Raw genomic sequence first — 20,528 nt, forward strand, 5'->3', positions numbered from 1 at the left:
CACTTTCGACAAAACATCTAACAACATTACAGCGATGTCGAGATTTAACGAATGAAAAAAGTAGGTTTTTGACAGAAAATTGCGTAAAATACAATAAAAGAAGAGCGAGTAAAAAAGAGGGATTAAACGATGATTTACACAGGAAGGCTCGTAACAGTTTCGGTTTGCGCCTTAATGGTGCTTGTGCATCTGCTTTTTTTTGAAGGAGAAATAAAAAATGAAGCCGTGATTAATTTGGCGGCGTTTTGTTTAGCGTATTTCCTGGGCTGGCAGTACGACCGGATAAAAATAGAAAACAAGCGCACGGAGGAAGGGGCAGAAAGCTATAAGCAGCTGGTGGAGCTTTTGCCTGACGCTGTATTTATTCATGAAGGTGAAACCATTTTATATGTTAATAAAGCGGGAGAGAAGCTGCTGGGCGCCTCCCAAAATACAGACTTAATTGGAAAATCGATTTACCAATTTATTAAATCAGATTATCAGCAATTGTCATTAAGGCATATACAGCAGGTGTATAGGAGCAAGGTGCCTGTGATGGACACCGAAAAAGAACTTATTACGTTAGACGGACGTGTGGTTCCGTGCGGGGTTTCCTCATTGTTTATGCCGTTTCAAGGAAGAGAAGCCCTGTTATCCATTGTAAAAGACTTGACAATTCAAAAAGCACAAACAGCCCAGCTTGTGGAAAAATCTGAAAAGCTGGCACTGGTTGGACAGCTTGCAGCGGGGATCGCGCACGAAATAAGAAATCCGCTCACATCAATTAGAGGGTTTCTTCAATTGTCACACAGGCAAGGAGAACACCGGGACGACTATTTTGAAATTATGATCACGGAGCTTGATCGAATCAATTTGATTGTCAGTGAGCTGCTCGGTGTGTCAAAGCCAGTAGATGTCGTGTATAAAAAACAGGCAGTGACAACGATGCTTGAAGATGTTGTCGCTTTAATTCAATCACAGGCGCTAATGGATAATGTTCAAATCCATGTCAATATGGAACCGGATATGCCGCTTCTTTACTGCGAGGAAAATCAGCTGAAGCAGGTCTTTTTGAATGTGCTGAAAAATGGGATAGAGGCGATGCCAGATGGCGGCACGATTCAAGTGGAAATGAAACGGATCAAAGGATTTATCCAAATTCAAGTAAAAGATGAAGGATCCGGCATATCCGCTGAGCATATGCCAAAGCTTGGTGAACCCTTTTATACAACGAAGGAAAAGGGGACGGGTCTCGGTCTCATGACATGCATGAAAATTATTGACAGCCATTGCGGAGAATTGAACATTTCCAGTGAAAAAGAAAAGGGAACAACGGTCGAAATAAAGCTGCCCGTTGCATAATCAAAAGCCGGCTCCCTCAAGAGAGCCGGCTTTTTAATCTTACGAACGAAAGAATGCTTTGTCTGTGTTGTATTTCGCTTCGAATGTATTAATGATATATGTTTCGTATATGTCGCGTTCCATCGGGCTGTCGACAACGAGCACGACAATTTTGTGCACATCATCCCGGTGGTTTTTAATATCTGAAACAGTATCCTCAAAGTGTTTGCGAATCCGCATGCGCAATTTACGGGCTTTTCCAACAAACATTAAACGATCCTGTGCATCATAAAACAAAAAGACACCCGCTTTATCACGCGGAATTTTATGATAATCTGTAAATCCGTATTCCCGGGCAATGGCCGCTTCGCTTGTATCTTCTGGAATTCGTTTTCTCGTTAAAATGTAGTCAGCCTGAGGCAGTTCAATTGTAATCAATGTGAATCACTTCCTATTCTTTTGCATAATGGTACAATGCTATCATAACAGAGAAGAGGTGTTTTGTGTGTCTATTTTCATTTGGACCGTTATTATCTTGCTTTTTATCGTCAGTTTTGCCGGCTTTATCTTTCCGATTGTTCCATCTGTGTTCGTCCTGTGGGCGGGCTTTGCCCTGTACTATTTTGGCATCAGCCGGGAAGAATTATCCGTCGTGTTTTGGATTGGCATGCTGCTTCTGACCATTTTGATGTTTTTAGCTGATTTTCTGGCTAATAGCTACTTCGTCAAAAAATACGGTGGCTCTAAATGGGGAGAGTGGACGGCTGTCATCGCGATTATTGCCGGGTCCTTTATTATTCCGCCATTTGGCATTATCGTTGTTCCATTTTTAGCGGTCCTCGTTGTCGAGCTTTTGATCCTGAAAAACATCAAGCAGGCCTTTCTCGTGGCGTATGCGACACTAGTGGCTTTCTTGAGTGGAACCTTCGCCAAAATCATCATTCAGTTGATCATGATTGGCTGGTTTTTTATCGAAGCGCTCGTTTAAAAAGAAAAAGCGGATTCCAGTGGAATCACGCTTTTTTTTGTTCGGCGTCTGCCGGTTTACGAAACGTATTGTTTTGCAGCGAGTTCGTGTGCCGGGTTCCGTTCTCCATTTCGCTTCCGCAAAAAGGACACGACGGTGAATCATCTTCTGAAAAGTTTTTTCTCATCCAGCCTTTGCAGCCATCCGCCGTGCATTCCCACGTCTCGATGTCAACGTTAGGCAATGGCTCCGTACGGTTTTTGCTGTAATAAGACATTAACGTCACCCCCGGGGTTATTGGTCAATCTTGTCTATTATCTCACACTTTAGGGGTTTCTGATACATTTTCTTCGTATTATTTCAACTTAAACTGGCTAACCGCCTGCTGAAGGTCATCCGCTAAATGGGCAAGTGATTGAGCCGAAGCAGCAATTTCCTCTGTCGTAGCCAGCTGTTCCTCAGAAGCGGCAGAGCTTTCCTGGCTGGCCATGACACTTCGTTCAACGGCACGATTCGTGCGGTCGATCGCCAGTACAATGCTGTCGCTGCTCGAGGCAATCTCGTGTGTAGAAGCGGTGGTTTCCTGAACACGGTTTTTTACTTCATTGATTTTGGCATGAATATCACCAAAAATGGCTGTCACGGTCTCAGCTTTTTCGATACCCTGTTCTACTGCTGCCACATTTTGCTTCATATTAGAAGCTGTTTGCTGCACATCTTGCTGAATGTGGCGGACCATTTGCTGAATTTGCGAAGCAGAGTCCTTGGACTGTTCCGCTAATTTGCGGACTTCATCCGCTACAACCGCAAATCCTCTGCCATGCTCTCCGGCACGTGCCGCTTCAATCGCCGCATTTAAGGCAAGCAGGTTTGTTTGGTCAGCAATCGCCGTAATCATGTTAATAATGGTTCCGATTTCGCTGGATTTCTCGTCTAGCGCCTGGATAGAGTGATGGGTTTCACTAACCGACTTGGAAATAAAGCTCATTTGCTCTGATACTTCCTGAACCGCAAGCTGGCCTTCGCCTGTTTTGTCAGAAGCGTGTTCCGCCTGTTTATTCATCTGGTCGCTATTATGATTCATTGTTTGAAGAAGGCTCGCCATTTCTTGAATAGCGGCAGATATTTCATTCATGTTTTGCTGCTGGATTTCCGTACTGCCTGCAGATTCTTGTGAAAGATTTGCGACAGTTTCTGCTGCAGCTGTTCCTTGTTCGGCACTCGCTGCGAGCTCCTCTGCATTGGACGAAACGTGCAGCGTGACAGTGGACGTTTTTTCAATTAAAGCATGGATGTGATCCTTCATGTCATTCGTTCCGGCAGCGAGAGCAGCAATCTCATCCTTTGATTGAATGGGCAGAGGGACTCCGGTTAAATCACCTGCGGCCAGCTCATTTACCCGGCTGTTAATTTGCCGGGTGCGGCGGACAAGACTCCGGCTGAATAGGGCGGCAACGATGAGAACAAATACAATCGTCCCGATGGTTCCAATCCAAACGAGTTTATTGATAAAGCTATACGTTTCATCGGCGTCGCCTTTTAACGTGGCAGCCATTTCTTCATTTGACATCGTCACGGCGCGCAGCTGGTCTGTAGCGGCAGAAAACAATTCTCCGCCGGCGCGCAGCCCGTCCATTGCCGCTTCATACTCTCCATTTTGAATAAGCACGGTATTTAAGCGCACCCGTTCATCGAAAGCTGCCCAATTGGAAACGAATCGTTCAAATGCTTCCTGTTCTTCAGGCGCCATATTCAGTGAAAGCATTTCGTCGTTTTTATCGCTGATCAAGTCAAGTGTTTCCAATGCACGGTCGGTTTGCGTCGGGTCTTCGTTTAATACGGCCGTCAGCATGCTGACCCGTGTGTTTTCCGTCATCGTAGACAGCTGAATTAAATTGGTTGAAATCGCAAGCCCTTTGTCATGCATGTTTTCCAAATCCTTGTTCATTTCAGTTAAACCGTACAGACTGAAGCCGATCATTAAAAAACAGGGTAAAAGCACGGCGGCAAAGATTGCTGTTAATTTTCCACGGAGTTTCATTTCCATTCCTCATTTCTGCTTCTTCTCTTATAATTATATTATACTGGATAAATAGAACTATTGTATGCTCAAATGTTAACAAAGTATAAACAGTACAATTTTGTTATACTAGAGAAAAGTGAAAAAAAGGAGAAATCATGAGCGACGTTATTTTTCAAGTGATCGTCTGGGCTGTTGTTTTTATTGCGCTCGTTAAGCTGTATCCAATTGTTATGAAAATGTGGAAAAAATAAGAGAAGGCTTTCAGAAAGGAGTTGAAATTTTCTGAAAGCCATGCTACTCTTTTTTTACAGCTTTTTATGAAACGCTGTTGCGTAATACGAAACAAGGGGGAAGGGTTAAATGGGTAATTATGTTGAATCGGGTTCGTTACAGGTGGATCAGCAGCTGTTCGATTTTATGAACAGCGAGGTGATTCCGGCGGCAGGGGTGACGCAGGAATCATTTTGGGAAGGGTTTGGGCGACTTGTCGCTGAAATGACGCCTGTGAACCGCAAGCTCTTACAACGTCGTGATGAACTGCAGGAAAAAATACATCAGTGGCACCGATCGAACGATTTCGATTTTGAAGCGTACAAATCTTTTTTACAGGAAATTGGCTACTTAGAGCCGGAAGTGGAACAAGTCCATATTACGACGAAAAACGTAGATGAGGAAATTGCTCTTCAAGCAGGTCCGCAGCTCGTCGTGCCGGTGAACAATGCCCGGTATGCGATCAATGCCGCAAATGCACGGTGGGGCAGCCTGTATGATGCGCTCTACGGAACAGATGCCATTTCCGAATCGGATGGCGGTGAGAAGACCGGAGGCTACAACCCGGTGCGTGGTGAAAAAGTCATTCAGTTTGCGCGTCGTTTCCTTGATCAAGCAGCACCGCTTGCTGAAGGAACGCACCTGGAATCCATAGGGTACCAGGTGGACAACGGCCAGCTGGTCGTGTCAATGAAGAATGGAAGCAAAACAGGCCTCCGCCATCCGGAGCAATTAAAAGGAATGGCGGAAACGGGCATTTTGCTCCAAAACAACGGTCTCCATTTTGAAATACAAATTGATCCGAACCATCCAATTGGCCAGTCGGACCCAGCTGGAGTAAAAGACATTCTAATGGAAGCAGCTGTCACAACCATCATGGACTGTGAGGATTCCGTTACCGCTGTGGATGCAGAGGATAAAGTGCTCGTTTACCGAAACTGGCTTGGCTTGATGAAGGGTGATTTAACTGCTTCATTTGAAAAGAACGGAAAATCAGTCAGCAGAACGCTGAATGAGGATCGCTCTTACATGTCTACAACGGGTGAGCCGTTCACCCTGCACGGCCGGTCCATGATGTTTGTGCGGAATGTCGGTCATTTAATGACAAACAGGGTCATTTTAGATGGAAATGGGGATGAAATTTTTGAAGGGATTTTAGACGGTGTCATCACGAGTGCCATTGCCAAGCCGTCCGCGCTCGGACATCTTGCGCTGCGAAATTCAAGAGCCGGATCCATCTATATCGTAAAGCCGAAAATGCATGGCTCAGAGGAAGTGGCGTATGCGAATGAGCTGTTTAACCGCATTGAGGATTTACTCCAGATGCCGCGTTTTACATTGAAAATTGGGGTGATGGATGAAGAACGCCGGACCTCGCTGAATTTAAAAAATTGCATTGCCGCTGTGAGAAATCGAATTGTGTTTATTAACACGGGCTTTCTCGACCGGACCGGAGATGAAATGCATACGTCTATGGAAGCCGGTCCGATGATGAGAAAAGGCGCGATGAAAACGTCGGCGTGGCTTGCTGCCTATGAAAAATCGAATGTGGCAAACGGGCTTGCTGCAGGCTTTCAGGAGCGCGCGCAAATTGGCAAAGGAATGTGGGCGATGCCGGATTTAATGGCGGATATGCTGGAGCAAAAAATCGCTCATTTAAAAGCCGGTGCAACGACCGCATGGGTGCCTTCTCCAACAGCAGCCGTTCTTCATGCGCTTCATTACCATAAGATGAATGTGTTTGAGGTGCAAAGGGAACTGGAGCAAAGTGCAGCAGGCTTCCGGGATGAGATTTTACAGATTCCGGTGGTCACAAATCCGGATTGGACAGCGAATGACATTCAGCAGGAGCTGGATAACAATGCGCAAGGCATCCTCGGATATGTGGTCAGATGGGTCGAGCAGGGCATCGGCTGCTCGAAGGTGCCGGATATAAATAACGTTGGTTTAATGGAAGACCGGGCAACGCTGCGCATTTCAAGCCAGCACGTCGCGAACTGGCTGCACCACGGGATTTGTACAAAGGAACAGGTGCTTCAAACAATGAAGCGGATGGCGGCAGTTGTCGACAAACAAAATGCGGGTGACCCGGGCTACAGACCGATGGCCTCGAATTTTGATGAATCCGTTGCATTCAGCGCTGCATGTGACCTGGTGTTTAAAGGATATGAGCAGCCGAATGGCTATACCGAACCGATTTTGCACAAAAAGCGGCTGGAAGCAAAAGAAAAGTACAGGATTACAACTTAAAGATCAGCTGGCTGCGGCCGGCTTTTCTTTGTCCAAGAAGGTGAGTGGAAATGGAAAGAGAAAATGTGGTCAAGTCCGTGGCGCGTGCGCTCGATATTATCGGCCTTGTCAGTTCATCCAAAACGGGGCTCGGTGTCACCGAGATCGCGAACAAAATGGATATCAATAAAAGCTCTGTGTTCAGAACGCTTGCGACACTGGTGCAGTATGGGTATATCGAGCAAAATGAGGAAACGGGACGGTACAGAATCGGCTATGCTTTTTTAAATGTCAGCTCGAAGCTGCTTGATTCACTTGATGTAAGAGCGGAAGCACAGCCTGTTCTTCGCCAGCTGGAAGCGGAGACGAATGAAGTCGTGCACCTGGTTGTCTATGACCGGGGGGAAGTGGTGTACATTGAGAAGCTTGATGGAAACGAAGCGCTTAGAATGCATTCAAAAGTCGGCAAACGAGCACCGGTTCATTGCACATCTGTTGGAAAAGCGATTTTAGCCTACTTGCCTGTGCCAGAAGTCGTTGACATCATTAATCGAAAAGGGCTTCCGGTTCATACAGAGCACACGATCACAACAAAAGAAGCGTTTTTGGAAGAGTTAAGCGTTGTGAAGAAGAATGGATACGCATTGGACCTTGAAGAAAATGAGCCTGGTATCCGCTGCATTGCGGCGCCGGTGTTCGATCACAATGGCACCGTAGCTGCGGCTGTATCGATTTCGGGCCCTACGCTGCGCATGACAGATGAACGTCTCGTTCCGCTGCAACAAAGAATGATCAAAGCAGGAAAAGAAATCTCTGAGCGTCTGGGATGGAAAAGATAATCGCTCGTGTTGACTTCGGGAAGAATAGCTGATATAATTAAAAATTCATTGAGAGATCGTAACTTGGAACGTTTTAATCAAATTCTGGCATTCTGCTAGTGTTGACTAGACTTATTCACACTGGAGCAGCTTCGGAGCTGCGAGGACTTAAGAGAAGGCAGGGCTTAGGTCGTTTAGGTACATCAAAAACGATAATGTAGAATTAATTATACCGCGGCGGTTTAATGTGAGATGAATGGAGTTTTCATCTACTAAACGTTGTGAGTTACCTTATAAGTGAACAAAACCGGGCTGAATGCATCAGTCCGGTTTTTCTATGCCCTTTTTTGCATACGATGTACAAAGGGGGAATGAACATGTATAACCGCGAAGCTGCCGTTCAGTACGCTCAAACCTGGTGGAACAGCCGCAACCCTGCTTTTCCGTCCTTTGCTGTCGACTGCACTAATTTTGTATCCCAATGTCTTCGGGCAGGGGGTGCTCCTATGAGAGGCTATCCAAATAGAGAGAATGGATGGTGGATCGGGGGCGGGACGTGGAGCTTCAGCTGGAGTGTAGCCCATTCATTGAGATGGTATTTAGAAGGATCAAAAAGCGGGTTAAAAGCAACAAAAAAATCATCGGCTGATCAGCTCTGGCCGGGTGATGTGATAATTTATGATTTTGATGGAGATGGACGAATGGATCATGCGGCCATCGTCGTAAGCAGCCAGGGAGGGGTGCCACTTGTGAATGCCCATACAGCTAATAGCCGGAACCGCCACTGGAGTTATTCGACATCCCCTGCGCATACATCTGGCATTCGTTATTATTTTTTCCATATTCATGAAGACACATCGCTGTGACATTTATGACAGCATGATTACACTTTTGATATTCACGGAAATCGTGCTGCTTGTAAAAAAGGGGAAAGGACTGGCACTGCATGGACTGCGCTGCATGGACAATTGAGGAAACTATCATTATGAAATGAGTCTATCATTTTCCAACCTAAAATCTATTGCGGGTGCGGTTCGTTTCGGGATATAGTAATCACGCAGCCCGGGCAGAACTAAAAAACGCAGGAGGTTTTACCTTGAAAACGAATATACGCATCGCCGCAGTAGCAGGCTTGATTTCCGTTGGACTATTTGGAGCGGGGCAGGCAGACGCAGCAGCGCCAACTTGCAACGTGACGAAAACGGTTCATTATAAAGCATATAAGACGCAACAGATGAAGCAGCCAGTTGTCCAGCAGCAGGAAAAGGCACCAAAACAGGAAGCGCCAGCTGAAGCAGCTCCACAGCAGGAAACACCAGCAACACCGGCAGCTGAAGCTGCACCGCAGCAGGAAACGCCTGCACCGTCAGAAACAGCAGCAGACGCTGGTTCTGTAAATGCTTTTGAGCAGGAAGTAGCAAAGCTTGTCAATGAAGAACGGGCGAAAGCAGGATTACAAGCCCTTCAGTTAGACACAAAGCTCAGTGAAGTAGCTCGCGCAAAATCGCAGGATATGAAGGACAATGGATACTTTTCTCACCAGTCGCCAACGTACGGATCGCCATTTGATATGATGAAGCAATTTGGCATTACCTATAATACAGCGGGTGAAAACATTGCAAAAGGCCAGCAAACGCCGGAAGAAGTAATGGAAGCCTGGATGAACAGCGATGGCCACCGCAAAAATATTTTAAGTGCCGACTTTACACATATTGGTGTCGGTTACGTTGATGGCCACTGGACACAAATGTTTATTGGGAAATAATAAAGCTGGCGGGAAATGATCATCATTTCCCGCTTTTTTGCGTGGGCGAGGCGGAAAAGCGTTGAAAGACGGTTTCCTGCTCCAGTTGAAAAAGCTCCTCGCCTGCAATCGTGTTCAGAATCACCTGGTTGCGGCGCACGGAAAGGCCGAGGTTGGTTGCGGCTGTTCCTGATGCCATTTCCAAATTGGTTAATGAAAAGACATGATTGTCTCTGTTGTCCTTCCAAACAATTCTGTAGGCATCATCGATTTGAAAATACGTATCATCCTCCCAGCATATTTCTTCCTTCATCCTCCTAAACCAGTCAGGCAAGTGGGGCTTGTAGCCAGTGGCCAGTACCACGCGGTCGGCAGGAAGGTCAAATGAAGTATCTTCTTGCCATTGCCGGCAGTGTAATTGCCCTGATTCAAAGCCCGTCACTTCTGTTAACGGCTGTATATGTACATGCGGATCTTTTCCGTAAATCGAGCGATGATACAGCTCATCATAAATCGCTTTTAGCGTTGCTTCGTCTATGCCGTTGCGCAGATGCTCCAGTTCATCAAGTGACTGCTTGCGTGTTTCGTAGGACAAAGTTTTAAAATATGAAACGTAGTCCGGTGAAAACACTTCCTGGCCGAGCTTCCCTGATTCCAGCTGTGAAAAACCAGGGGCCCGGGTCAGCCATGAAAGCGTGTAGCCATGTGCTTCCTTTTCCTTGAGCAGCTCTAAAAAGATTTCAGCGGCGCTTTGTCCGGAGCCGACAACAGCGATGGAGGACCCTGTTTGAAGGTGTGCTTTATGCTGTAAAAAGAAATTGGAATGAATCACATCTTCAGACACATGGAAGCCGGGCGGCAGCATCGGTTTTGTGCCTGTGCCTAAAACGATGTGGCGTGCATAAATCGTTTCGCTTTGATTAACGGTTATTTTGTACAGGCCATCGACATACTGAACGTCGGTTGCTTCTGAGCTGAACCGGCAGGAGGAAAGCTGACCCGCTACCCATTTGGCGTATTCATTGTATTCGCGGCGGGGAATTTCCAGCCGCTGAAAAAAGAAAAAGGCATATAAGCGGTTTTTTTGATGCAAATAATTTAAAAATGTAAAGGGACTGGTCGGATCGGCAAATGTGACGAGGTCGGCTAAAAAGGGGACCTGTAAATCACTGCCATTAAGAAGCATACCCGGGTGCCAGTCGAAAGCTTCCTTTTTCTCTAAAAAGACTGCGTTTAAAGCTGTTCCTTCAGCAAGTGCGGCCATCCCCAGGTTAAAGGGGCCAATGCCAATGCCGCACATATCATAAATGTCTTTTTTCATTTATTGGTCATTCCTTTCTGTTTCATCGGGCGGTTTCTTATCAATTCCCGTAGCGGTTCTTTTTTAAAACCTGCCCTGTTTTTCCGCAAAAACGGAATTTCCGTGTTTTCGGAAAGAAAAAGAAGCTGAATTCCGCATTTGCGGAAGAGGGGGTTGTATAATAGCTGTCAGAACGTTCTTTTATCATTGGCACGCTCCTTGCATTTATATTTGTAAGCGTTTACTTTGAGGGGGTTGAAAAATGGATTTAGTCATCATTTTATTGTCACTGGGCTTACTGATGTTCACAGCATACCGTGGCTTTTCAGTTATTCTGTTCGCGCCGATTTGTGCGCTGTTAGCGGTTTTGTTGACAGAGCCAAGCTACGTACTGCCGTTTTTCTCAAATATATTTATGGAAAAAATGGTCGGCTTTATAAAATTGTATTTTCCTGTGTTTTTGCTTGGGGCCATTTTCGGCAAGGTGGTCGAGATGTCAGGCATTGCGGAATCGATTGCCAAGACGATTGTGAAGCTGGTCGGGGCAAAGCAGGCGATCTTGGCGATTGTGCTCATGTGTGCGATTTTAACTTACAGCGGCGTTAGCTTGTTTGTCGTTGTGTTTGCTGTTTACCCATTTGCGAAAAACATGTTTATGGAAGCGAATATTCCGAAGCGGCTTATTCCGGGGACAATTGCACTTGGGGCTTTTACGTTTACGATGGACGCGCTGCCGGGCACACCGCAGATTCAAAACGTCATTCCCACTACGTTTTTCAAGACGGACATCTATGCGGCACCGGTTCTTGGCATTATCGGTGCGATTTTCGTGCTGACTGCTGGAATGCTGTACCTCGAAATGCGCCGGCGCAAAGCTGCCAGGGCGGGCGAAGGGTATTATGGGCTCAGCCATGAGATTGTGGAAGAGGATGATGAGACGGTAGCAATTGAAGAAGAAACGACAACAGGGCGGAAGATTCTTGCCTTTGTTCCGCTGGTCCTGGTCGCTGTCATGAATAAATTTTTCACAGAAACACTGCCGCGCTGGTATCCGGACGGCTTTGATTTCGAAGCGATCGGTCTTGGAGCATTCGGAAAGGTGGAGCTTCCATCTGTGCTGGCCATCTGGTCGGTGGAAATGGCTCTTTTAACCGGTATCATCGCAGCGCTTTTTTACAATTGGAAGCGGGTGGAAGTGAATTTTCAAACAGGAATTAATACAGCGATCGGCGGGGCCCTGCTTGCGGCGATGAATACAGGCGCGGAGTATGGATTTGGCGGTGTCATCTCCTCACTGCCTGGCTTCTCGATTGTCAGCAAAGGCATTTCTGATACGTTTACGAATCCGCTTGTGAACGGCGCTGTCACAACGACGACACTTGCCGGAATCACCGGATCGGCATCAGGCGGGATGGGCATTGCGCTTAGTGCAATGTCAGACAAATATATGGAAGCGATTACGGTATACAATATTGACCCTGAGGTGATGCACCGGGTTATTTCAATGGCGTCTGGAGGGATGGATACGCTGCCGCACAATGGAGCCGTTATTACGCTGCTAGCGGTCACCGGTCTGACGCACCGCCAGTCGTACCGGGACATTTTTGCGATCACGATTATTAAAACCATTGCCGTGTTCTTTATTATTTTCATTTACAGCATGACAGGATTAGTATAATGAGGAGGTACAATCAATGAACAAAAAAACAGCGCTTATTACAGGGGCCGCGAGCGGCATTGGCCTTGAACTCGCGCGCTCTTTTGCAAAAGAAGGCGTCCGTGTGGTCATAACGGATCTGAACGAGGAAGCAGGCGAACGAGCGGCCGCTCAGCTGAAAGAGCAGGGGCTTACTGCGGTGTTTCATGTGTGTAATGTTACGAAGGAAGAACAGGTGAAGAAAAGCATTCAGTACGCGGTAGAGACGTTTGGTTCGCTTGATATTTTAATTAACAACGCAGGTATGCAGCATGTGGCGCCGCTTGAGGATTTTGCGACAGACCGGTTTGAGCTTCTTGTGAATATTATGCTGACGGCGCCTTTTACTGCGATCAAGCATGTACTGCCGATTATGAAAAAACAAGGCTATGGCCGCATTCTGAATATGGCGTCGATCAATGGAATGATTGGCTTTGCCGGGAAGGCAGGCTACAACAGCGCGAAGCATGGAGTGATCGGCTTAACAAAAGTGGCTGCTCTAGAAGCAGCCGCACACGGCATTACCGTTAATGCGCTTTGCCCGGGATATGTCGACACACCGCTTGTACGCGGTCAGTTTGAAGATTTGGCGAAAACCCGGAATGTGCCGCTGGAACGCGTACTGGAAGAAGTGATTTACCCGCTCGTTCCGCAAAGGCGGCTGCTGGCTGTAGAAGAAATCGCTGATTATGCGCTGTTTTTGTGCAGTGACAAAGCGAAAGGTGTGACCGGCCAGGCTGTTGTACTTGACGGGGGTTATACGGTTCAATAAGCGAAAGCTGCCTTACAGGCGGCTTTTTTTGATAAGATAGACGTAAAAAAGAGGAGGTTTATCATGAAAAAGCTTCCTTATGATTGGCTGGAGGAAATTATCAATCTGGCGGCTGAATGGGTCGTAGTGGTGGACAGAGAAGGCATCGTGCTGTTTATAAACGAGGCGTACTGTGATTATTTGGGCACAACGCAGGAAGCTGCGCTTGGCCAAAACGTCCGCGACGTCATCGAAAATACACGCATGCACATTGTGGCAAAAACAGCCCATGCGGAAATCGCCTCCATCCACACGATTAAAGGCAGTGAAATGATTGCCAACCGGCATCCTTTATACATAGGGGGAGAACTCGTCGGAGCGGTTGGCGCCGTCATGTTCCGTAATGCAGCGGATTGGATGGCATATTCGAACAAAGTTCAGCCATTAATCGAAGAGCTTGATTATTATAAAAAGCGCTTCGCCAATGAATTAAAAAGCAAATACAGCTTTCACGATCTGGCTGGGGAGACGGAGGTGTTTTTGCAGGCGAAGCAGCTGGCGGAGCGAGTGTCCTCCAGTCAGTCAGCTGTGCTCCTTACCGGGCAGTCCGGTACGGGCAAAGAACTGTTTGCTCATGCCATTCACGGTGCAAGCAGTAGATGTGCGTTCCCGTTTGTGCGTGTAAATTCTGCTTCTATTCCCGAACAGCTTTTGGAATCGGAGCTGTTCGGCTATGAGGAAGGCGCGTTTACGGGCGCAAAAAAAGGCGGCAGCAAAGGGAAATTTGAGCTGGCACATAGAGGCACTATTTTTCTCGATGAAATCGGGGATATGCCGCTCGCCATGCAAAGCAAGCTGCTCCGTGTTTTGCAGGAAAAAGAGATTGAACGGGTTGGCGGACAGGAAACGAAGCCGATTGATGTCCGGATTATTGCCGCCACGCACCGGGATTTAGAGGCAATGGTGAAGGAAGGTACTTTTCGCGAGGATCTCTATTACCGCTTGAACGTGATGAAAATTGATGTGCCGTCGCTGGCAGAGCGCAAAAAGGATCTCCCCCTGCTGGCAGCCGTTTTATTAAAAAAGCTGGCCCGCGCATTTGACCGTCCGCAGCTGACGCTTTCATTGGAAGCAAAAAACCGTCTCCTTCTTCACAGCTGGCCAGGCAATATACGCGAGCTTGAAAATATATTAGAAAGAGCTGTGAATGTGATGGATGGGACCGTCATTCGAATGAACCATCTTCCGCTTTATTTGCAGGACGATCCTGCTATGGAGCAGCGTTCATCAACTGAAGAAACAGCCATCATTCCGTTAAAGCATGCGGTCCAGCAGGCAGAAAAGCAGGCATTTAAAGCGGCACTTAACAGGTCCCCAAATAAAACAGAAGCTGCCCGCCTGCTCGGAATCGGCAAAACGAAGCTTTACGACAAGTGCCGGGAGTACGGTTTGTGATAAGATGACGTCGAAGTTATGTTGAGGAGGAGATCAGATGGAATCGATTAAACAATTTATTTTCACACGAAATGCGGCACTTGGGACAATTGCCAGCGTCCCAAAAGACAAGTGGGATCAAATGCCGGGAACGTCTTCGAATAATATTCGCTGGAATGCCGGACATATTTTCGTGTCAGCGGAAGGACTTTTGCATAAAGCAGACCCGACATATGTAGTGGAAAATGAAGGGTGGCAGGCTTTGTTCGCAACAGGCACACGCCCGGCAGACTGGCAGGGGGATATTCCGTCGGATGAAGCCATTGTAGAGGCGTTAAAGGAGCAGGTGGGGCGGATCGAACGCCACTTCTCAGCCAAGCTCGAACAAGAGGCCGCTCAGTCTGTTACAATCGGGCCGCTTGAAATGACAACCGTCAACGCCGTGCTGCAATTCGTGTCGTTCCATGAAGGACTGCACACCGGTGTTATTAAAAGCATGTCCAAAACCATTTGAACAAGCGCAAAAACGGGGTTGTGAAGAAATAGCAAAAAAGCCGGACGCCTAACAGGGCATCCGGCTTTTTTGCTGTTAAATTATTCGGTGCATTGGCATCAAGCAAAGGCTAACGCCGATAAAATAAATATAACGCCGGTATGCACCTGCCGATCGCCGGTATCTACATGATACCGGCGATCGGCTATTCGGTATCGGCGCTAATCAAAATATACCGGCGATAGCACCCTTCCTGTCAGCGCTGGTTGTTATCCTGCTGACTGCTCCTGCTTGATGGTTTTCTGAACGGGCGTAACCCGCTTCATAAAGAAAGCAAGGAACAGTGCGACAATGGCAATGAATACTGAAACCGTGAAGGAGAAGTTAATGCCGTTCAGCATGGCTTCATTTGCGATGTTTGCCATTGCGGACGGATCGCCGGCAGCTGATTCGGCCAGGCGTTCTGCTTCAGCGTTCGTCCGGTTTTGCATCAGTGTAACAAGGAATGCGGACCCGACCGCACCGGACACCTGCTGTAAGGTGTTGTTCATCGCGGTGCCATGAGGATTCATGGCAGGCGGCAGCTGGTTTAACCCGTTTGTCATCACCGGCATCATCACCATCGACATGCCGAACATGCGAAGAGTGTAAATAAACATAATGTAGCCGTAAGACGTATCCATCGTTAAGTTGCTGAACATAAACGTCGTTAAAATCGTAATGGACAGCCCGATGACTGCTAAAATACGTGCGCCGAATTTATCGAATAAAATGCCGGTGATTGGCGACATAATCCCCATCGCAATGGCACCCGGCAGCATTAACAAACCAGAGTCAAGCGGTGAAATGCCGCGAATGGTTTGAACATAGATCGGCATAAGCAGCATCGCGGAAAACATCGCCATCGCAAGAACGACTGAAATGGCGGATGACAGAGCGAACATCGGATACTTGTAAATGCGGAATTCAAGCAGCGGCTCCTCCAGTTTCATTTGGCGTAAAACGAATAACACCAGTCCGGTTACACCAGCGGCAATCGCTCCGTAGACGTGAATGGAGTCCCAGCCCCGCTCACCGGCAGAGCTGAATCCGTACAGGATACCGCCAAAGCCGATGCTTGATAAAACAAGAGACAGAACATCCAGTGAAATATTCCGCTGCGGTGTAATGTTTTTCAGCTTAAAGAAAGCAAACAGGAGCGTAATCGCCGCAATCGGAATCACAACGTCAAACAGTGTGCGCCATGAATAGTGCTCAATGAGCCAGCCGGAAAGCGTTGGACCGATGGCAGGCGCAGTAATCATCACAAGGCCGAAAATGCCCATCGCTGCTCCGCGCCGCTCGACCGGGAAGCTTGCCAGCATCACGTTCATTAAAAGCGGCATCATTATAGCGGAGCCGGACGCTTGAATCATTCGAGCGGCAAGAAGCACACTAAATGTAGGTGACAGTGTGGCGAGCACCGACCCTGCTGTAAATAAAATCATGGCTGTAATAAATAAATTCCGGTTAGTGAATTTTTGAATAAAAAACGCACTGGCCGGGATCAGGATGCCGTTCACGAGCATATATCCCGTCGACAGCCATTGAACGGCTGAGGCGGATACGTCAAATTCGTTCATAATAGACGGAAGCGCCACATTCAAAAGTGTTTCATTTAAAAGGGAAACAAACGCGCCGACAAACAAAATAGCAATCATTGCATAAGGCGGCTTATCAAGTCCTCCATGTGTGTTCAAGGTCATTCCTCCAGTACCATACTATAGGTTCAATATTTATACTCTTGTTCCAACAGGTATTTATAATATACCGGTTGTCCAAAAAAATCAACAAATAAATGACGGTTTCTTTTAAAGTGTTGAAATAAAAGTATTTTTAAAGTAATCTCGGATTAGACTGATAGTTCAAAAAGGATGTGCATCGATTGAATGAACGAAAGAAGAAGGTAATGGAAGCCGCGCATTCTTTGTTTATCGAAAAAGGGTACGCCGCAACGTCCATACAAGATATTTTGGAAAAAAGCGCTATTTCAAAAGGTACCTTTTATAATTATTTCCCATCAAAAAATGAACTGTTAATCAGCATTTTTGAAAAGATTCATTCAGAAACCGACCAGCTTCGGCAGGAAGTGATCGCAGGGCGTCCTGTTCAAGATAAAGAAGTCTTTATTGAGCAGGTCAAAGTGAAAATGGAAGTGAATAAACGAAACAATCTCTTTGCTTTGTTTCAAGGTGTATTTGCCTCTGAGGACGAAGAGTTGAAAAAATTCGTCAAGCAGCATCATTTGAATGAACTGCGCTGGATGCAAAGAAGGCTAATAGAGGTGTACGGAATGCGCATCCGTGCGTTTTCGCTGGATCTCGCCGTCGTTATGTTCGGCATTATTCAAAACATGCTTCACTTTGTGATTGCAATTGAAGAAAATGTAAAAGTGGAGGACGTGATTTCATACGCTATGCGCCGGGTTGATGCAGCAGTGGATGAGATCACCGTGTCAAAGGATGTACTGCTGGATACACGTTTGCTGGAAAAATGGCAGCCGAATGAATTGCAGGAGCAGGAACGAAAAAAAAGCAAGCTTCTTCAAGAAATCGGAGCCATGCAAACAAAGGCGGACAAACGGACGGATCAGCTGCTTGTTTTTTTGCAGGATGAAGTGAGAGAGGAAGCTCCGCGCCGGCTGATTATGGAAACGGTCGCAAAAGAAATTCCTCAAAATAAAGAGCTGGTTCGGCTGATGAATGATTTTTTTGATACGGATGCATAAGACGACCTTAAAGAGGGTTGTCTTTTTTTTGGACAAAACGTGGCTGTTCACAGGATAATGAATGAACAGGAGGGCGGTAGCATGAGTGGAGAAAAAATATTAATTGTAGAAGATGAAGAGCGGATTGCCCGTGTGCTTGAACTTGAGCTTGAGCATGAAGGGTATGAAACGAAAAAAGTGCTGGATGGGCTTGATGCCTTGTCCGCATTTCGGGAAGGCGAGTATGATCTTGTGCTGCTGGATGTCATGCTTCCGGGCATGGATGGAATGAGTGTGCTGCGCCGGATCCGGCAGGGTAGCGACGTTCCGGTCATTATGCTGACCGCAAAAGATGAAATAGCAGATAAAGTAAGCGGTCTGGATCTTGGCGCCAGCGATTACGTGACGAAGCCGTTTGATATGGAGGAGCTGCTGGCCAGGGTCAGGGCGGCTCTTCGCAAAGCCGTTCCCGCCACAACCCTTGCAGCGGCGGATCTGACTGTAAACGAAGAAGCGCGCGAAGTGACACGGGCGGGCCAGCTGATCGACTTAACGCCTCGTGAGTACGAATTGCTTCTTTACTTGCTGAAAAACAAGCGCCACGTTTTATCGAGAGAACAGCTTCTTGACGGAGTGTGGGGCTATGATTATTACGGAGACACCAATGTGGTAGACGTTTATATCCGCTACGTGCGAAACAAAGTGGATAAGCCGTTTGACAGAGCGCTCATTCAAACGGTTCGCGGCGTCGGCTATGTGCTAAAAGAATGATGAGGCTGAAAAACAAAATCCACCTCGGTACAAGCGTCCTCGTTGTGGTCATTGTGATCGTCATGAATACGGCCATTTATTCAGCTGCTTCGTACATGCTGAAGGAAGCAGATATGGAAAGGGCGGCTGATAACGCCGCACGGATGGCCGGCGGCATTTCAAATCCGGCGCAATCCATTACGAGCAGTGAGCTTCTCAGGGCCTATACGCCGGCAGACGGAATGGTGCGGGTGGTCCTGCCGGATGGAGCGGTTGATGGGGTATCGATTTCAGCCGATGCAGCCGCCTTGAGAGAGCGCGAGGCCGTTTTTGAAAGAGGAGAAAGCCGGTCGATCGTCGAGGAAGGAGGAACAGCTTATGCGCGGGTGGCTGTTCCGATCATATGGCGGGGCGGCGAAGTGGCTTCACTTGAGCGAATGGAGGGTCTGCAGGCAACGGAACGGATCTTGGCCATTTTACGGCTGATTCTCATTCTGGCGGCGGTCATCTCGGTCATTCCTGCTCTTTTTTCCGCCCGCATTCTCAGTGCCATTATTTCAAATCCAGTAGAGAAAATGACCGAAACAATGCGGCGGATTCGACAAAACGGCACGTATGAACGAATTCAAACAAACGAAAAGCGCCACGATGAACTGCAGGAAATGGCGATTACGTTTAATGAGATGATGGACTTGCTTGAAGAAAATTACCGCAAGCAGGAATCGTTTGTTCAAAATGCCTCTCATGAGCTGAAAACGCCCTTGACGGTTGTGGAATCGTACGCCAATTTGCTGAAACGGCACGGCAAGGAGCGGCCAGACTTATTTGATGAATCCGTCGAAGCCATTCACGAAGAAGCCATCCGTATGAAAGAGCTGACTCAGCAGCTGCTGACACTTGCGAGAAGAGGAGAAGTGTGGGATGTTCAGCCGGAAGAGCTGGATGTGGGCCCATTTATCCAAGAAGCGGCTGATTCGTTTGCAAAAGCATATAAGCGCCCTGTCCATGTTCAATTGATTGAACCGTTTTCTATCGAGACTGATCCAGCCAAGCTCCGGCAGCTGCTTTATATTTTCTTAGATAACGCGAGAAAGTATTCGGAAAAGGATCTTCGCATCGAGGTGCAGCATCCGCATATTCGTGTAGTGGACCGGGGAATCGGCATTCCGGACGAGGATATCGCAAAGGTGTTTGACCGGTTTTACCGTGTTGACAAAGCACGATCGCGCAAAACAGGCGGATTCGGCCTCGGGCTGTCACTGGCGAAAGAGCTCGCAGAAGCGATTCATGCGGAGGTGCGAATTGAAAGTGAAGAAGGAACAGGAACAACTGCTATTTTAACTCTTAGCGAATTCTCATTTTCTCCCGCTATACTGAAAGAAAAAGGAGAGGATTCGAGATGAAAACAAAAGGAGTTGCCGCTGCTGCTGTGATTGTCCTGGCAGTGCTTGCCTTTTTCTTTTACCGGAATGCTCAAACCCCCCCTGCGACGATGGCAGAAACGGGTGAGCAGATTGCCCGTCAATACAGTGGAACGGTTATCAAATCAGATGAGCAAAATGGTTTGTTTACGTATACGATTGAAGTGCCGGCACAGGGAGCGTATGAATTATCAGTGGATCCGGAAACGGGGGAAGTGGTTGACATGAACCGCTCGTTGGAAGAAGAAGCAGAATCCGCCGCGGAGGAAGAGGCTTCCTCAGGAGAAGAACCGGAGCTGTCAAAAGAACAGTCATTTTCTCGTGAAGAAGCAAAGCAGCTCACTCCTGAAGAAGCTGGCCAGATTGCGCTTGCGAAGGTGCCTGGCGTGATCGATGATATAGAGCTCGGTGATGAAGAAGAAACCGGCTTTTACATTGTGGATATTGACGCAGAAAACGGTGAAGAAGCAACGGTGCAGGTAAACACCGTGTCGGGAGAAATCGCCTCGATTTCATGGGACGACTAACGTTCTCATGAAACTCTCATTTTCTCCTCCCTTTTTTCT

Annotated in this window: 19 protein-coding genes; 14 read left to right on the plus strand and 5 right to left on the minus strand. The window is 47.3% G+C overall.

The window, feature by feature from the left end; translation table 11 throughout:
• Nucleotides 1-129 precede the first annotated feature (129 nt).
• Nucleotides 130-1,341, plus strand: a complete 1,212-nt coding sequence (locus tag BW952_RS06985) for an ATP-binding protein (RefSeq protein WP_052698492.1) — start codon at nt 130-132, stop codon at nt 1,339-1,341.
• Between the two features lie 39 nt (nt 1,342-1,380).
• On the opposite strand, the gene BW952_RS06990 is transcribed toward BW952_RS06985, so the two are convergent.
• Nucleotides 1,381-1,758, minus strand: a complete 378-nt coding sequence (locus tag BW952_RS06990; protein WP_045851616.1) for a nucleotide excision repair endonuclease — start codon at nt 1,756-1,758, stop codon at nt 1,381-1,383.
• 67 nt (nt 1,759-1,825) lie between these two features.
• Here BW952_RS06990 and BW952_RS06995 point away from each other — a divergent pair, with 67 nt between their 5' ends.
• On the plus strand, nt 1,826-2,308 hold the full coding sequence (locus tag BW952_RS06995; RefSeq protein ID WP_045851615.1) for a DUF456 domain-containing protein: 483 nt from the start codon (nt 1,826-1,828) through the stop codon (nt 2,306-2,308).
• A 25-nt stretch (nt 2,309-2,333) separates the two neighbouring features.
• Here BW952_RS06995 and BW952_RS07000 read toward each other — a convergent pair whose 3' ends face one another.
• Complete coding sequence (locus BW952_RS07000; protein ID WP_045851614.1) at nt 2,334-2,564, minus strand: cold-shock protein; 231 nt, start codon at nt 2,562-2,564, stop codon at nt 2,334-2,336.
• Between the two features lie 78 nt (nt 2,565-2,642).
• Nucleotides 2,643-4,328, minus strand: a complete 1,686-nt coding sequence (locus BW952_RS07005; RefSeq protein ID WP_169714090.1) for a methyl-accepting chemotaxis protein — start codon at nt 4,326-4,328, stop codon at nt 2,643-2,645.
• A 342-nt stretch (nt 4,329-4,670) separates the two neighbouring features.
• Here BW952_RS07005 and BW952_RS07010 point away from each other — a divergent pair, with 342 nt between their 5' ends.
• From BW952_RS07010 to BW952_RS07025, 4 genes are all read left to right on the plus strand, one after another.
• Nucleotides 4,671-6,830 (plus strand): malate synthase G, encoded by a 2,160-nt coding sequence (locus BW952_RS07010; protein WP_045851613.1) that lies wholly within the window; start codon nt 4,671-4,673, stop codon nt 6,828-6,830.
• A gap of 50 nt (nt 6,831-6,880) precedes the next feature.
• On the plus strand, nt 6,881-7,648 hold the full coding sequence (locus BW952_RS07015; protein ID WP_045851612.1) for an IclR family transcriptional regulator: 768 nt from the start codon (nt 6,881-6,883) through the stop codon (nt 7,646-7,648).
• Between the two features lie 356 nt (nt 7,649-8,004).
• Entirely contained in the window at nt 8,005-8,493 is a 489-nt protein-coding gene (locus BW952_RS07020; RefSeq protein ID WP_045851611.1) for an amidase domain-containing protein, read from the plus strand.
• A gap of 230 nt (nt 8,494-8,723) precedes the next feature.
• Nucleotides 8,724-9,392, plus strand: a complete 669-nt coding sequence (locus BW952_RS07025) for a CAP domain-containing protein (RefSeq protein WP_045851610.1) — start codon at nt 8,724-8,726, stop codon at nt 9,390-9,392.
• A 22-nt stretch (nt 9,393-9,414) separates the two neighbouring features.
• Here BW952_RS07025 and BW952_RS07030 read toward each other — a convergent pair whose 3' ends face one another.
• A complete protein-coding gene (locus BW952_RS07030) occupies nt 9,415-10,692 on the minus strand; it encodes a lysine N(6)-hydroxylase/L-ornithine N(5)-oxygenase family protein (RefSeq protein WP_045851609.1) in 1,278 nt (425 codons plus the stop codon).
• Between the two features lie 241 nt (nt 10,693-10,933).
• On the opposite strand from BW952_RS07030, the gene BW952_RS07035 reads away from it, so the two are divergent.
• From BW952_RS07035 to BW952_RS07050, 4 genes are all read left to right on the plus strand, one after another.
• Entirely contained in the window at nt 10,934-12,349 is a 1,416-nt protein-coding gene (locus tag BW952_RS07035) for a GntP family permease (RefSeq protein WP_045851608.1), read from the plus strand.
• Nucleotides 12,350-12,365: 16 nt separating this feature from the next.
• Complete coding sequence (locus BW952_RS07040; protein WP_045851607.1) at nt 12,366-13,139, plus strand: 3-hydroxybutyrate dehydrogenase; 774 nt, start codon at nt 12,366-12,368, stop codon at nt 13,137-13,139.
• A gap of 63 nt (nt 13,140-13,202) precedes the next feature.
• A complete protein-coding gene (locus BW952_RS07045; RefSeq protein WP_045851606.1) occupies nt 13,203-14,573 on the plus strand; it encodes a sigma-54 interaction domain-containing protein in 1,371 nt (456 codons plus the stop codon).
• A 37-nt stretch (nt 14,574-14,610) separates the two neighbouring features.
• A complete protein-coding gene (locus BW952_RS07050; RefSeq protein WP_045851605.1) occupies nt 14,611-15,066 on the plus strand; it encodes a DinB family protein in 456 nt (151 codons plus the stop codon).
• A 248-nt stretch (nt 15,067-15,314) separates the two neighbouring features.
• Here BW952_RS07050 and BW952_RS07055 read toward each other — a convergent pair whose 3' ends face one another.
• Nucleotides 15,315-16,790 (minus strand): DHA2 family efflux MFS transporter permease subunit, encoded by a 1,476-nt coding sequence (locus BW952_RS07055; RefSeq protein WP_045851604.1) that lies wholly within the window; start codon nt 16,788-16,790, stop codon nt 15,315-15,317.
• A 179-nt stretch (nt 16,791-16,969) separates the two neighbouring features.
• On the opposite strand from BW952_RS07055, the gene BW952_RS07060 reads away from it, so the two are divergent.
• The 4 genes from BW952_RS07060 (at nt 16,970) to BW952_RS07075 (ending at nt 20,489) form a co-directional block, all read left to right on the plus strand.
• A complete protein-coding gene (locus tag BW952_RS07060; protein ID WP_076496244.1) occupies nt 16,970-17,812 on the plus strand; it encodes a TetR/AcrR family transcriptional regulator in 843 nt (280 codons plus the stop codon).
• An 81-nt stretch (nt 17,813-17,893) separates the two neighbouring features.
• On the plus strand, nt 17,894-18,562 hold the full coding sequence (locus tag BW952_RS07065) for a response regulator transcription factor (protein WP_045851602.1): 669 nt from the start codon (nt 17,894-17,896) through the stop codon (nt 18,560-18,562).
• Complete coding sequence (locus BW952_RS07070; protein ID WP_052698490.1) at nt 18,559-19,944, plus strand: sensor histidine kinase; 1,386 nt, start codon at nt 18,559-18,561, stop codon at nt 19,942-19,944. The genes BW952_RS07065 and BW952_RS07070 overlap by 4 nt, the downstream gene beginning before the upstream one ends.
• A complete protein-coding gene (locus tag BW952_RS07075; RefSeq protein ID WP_052698489.1) occupies nt 19,941-20,489 on the plus strand; it encodes a PepSY domain-containing protein in 549 nt (182 codons plus the stop codon). The genes BW952_RS07070 and BW952_RS07075 overlap by 4 nt, the downstream gene beginning before the upstream one ends.
• The last annotated feature ends 39 nt before the right edge of the window (nt 20,490-20,528 follow it).

Source organism: Domibacillus enclensis (genome assembly GCF_900156125.1).
Lineage (GTDB): Bacteria > Bacillota > Bacilli > Bacillales > Domibacillaceae > Domibacillus > Domibacillus enclensis.

Coding starts and splice junctions, on each gene's coding strand:
- BW952_RS07010 (WP_045851613.1), top strand. CDS start 4,671: ATGGGTAATTATGTTGAATCGGGTTCGTTACAGGTGGATCAGCAGCTG.
- BW952_RS07065 (WP_045851602.1), top strand. CDS start 17,894: ATGAGTGGAGAAAAAATATTAATTGTAGAAGATGAAGAGCGGATTGCC.
- BW952_RS07040 (WP_045851607.1), top strand. CDS start 12,366: ATGAACAAAAAAACAGCGCTTATTACAGGGGCCGCGAGCGGCATTGGC.
- BW952_RS07045 (WP_045851606.1), top strand. CDS start 13,203: ATGAAAAAGCTTCCTTATGATTGGCTGGAGGAAATTATCAATCTGGCG.
- BW952_RS07035 (WP_045851608.1), top strand. CDS start 10,934: ATGGATTTAGTCATCATTTTATTGTCACTGGGCTTACTGATGTTCACA.
- BW952_RS07055 (WP_045851604.1), bottom strand. CDS start 16,790: ATGACCTTGAACACACATGGAGGACTTGATAAGCCGCCTTATGCAATG.
- BW952_RS07050 (WP_045851605.1), top strand. CDS start 14,611: ATGGAATCGATTAAACAATTTATTTTCACACGAAATGCGGCACTTGGG.
- BW952_RS07020 (WP_045851611.1), top strand. CDS start 8,005: ATGTATAACCGCGAAGCTGCCGTTCAGTACGCTCAAACCTGGTGGAAC.
- BW952_RS07070 (WP_052698490.1), top strand. CDS start 18,559: ATGATGAGGCTGAAAAACAAAATCCACCTCGGTACAAGCGTCCTCGTT.
- BW952_RS07005 (WP_169714090.1), bottom strand. CDS start 4,328: ATGAAACTCCGTGGAAAATTAACAGCAATCTTTGCCGCCGTGCTTTTA.
- BW952_RS07000 (WP_045851614.1), bottom strand. CDS start 2,564: ATGTCTTATTACAGCAAAAACCGTACGGAGCCATTGCCTAACGTTGAC.
- BW952_RS06985 (WP_052698492.1), top strand. CDS start 130: ATGATTTACACAGGAAGGCTCGTAACAGTTTCGGTTTGCGCCTTAATG.
- BW952_RS07015 (WP_045851612.1), top strand. CDS start 6,881: ATGGAAAGAGAAAATGTGGTCAAGTCCGTGGCGCGTGCGCTCGATATT.
- BW952_RS07030 (WP_045851609.1), bottom strand. CDS start 10,692: ATGAAAAAAGACATTTATGATATGTGCGGCATTGGCATTGGCCCCTTT.
- BW952_RS07075 (WP_052698489.1), top strand. CDS start 19,941: ATGAAAACAAAAGGAGTTGCCGCTGCTGCTGTGATTGTCCTGGCAGTG.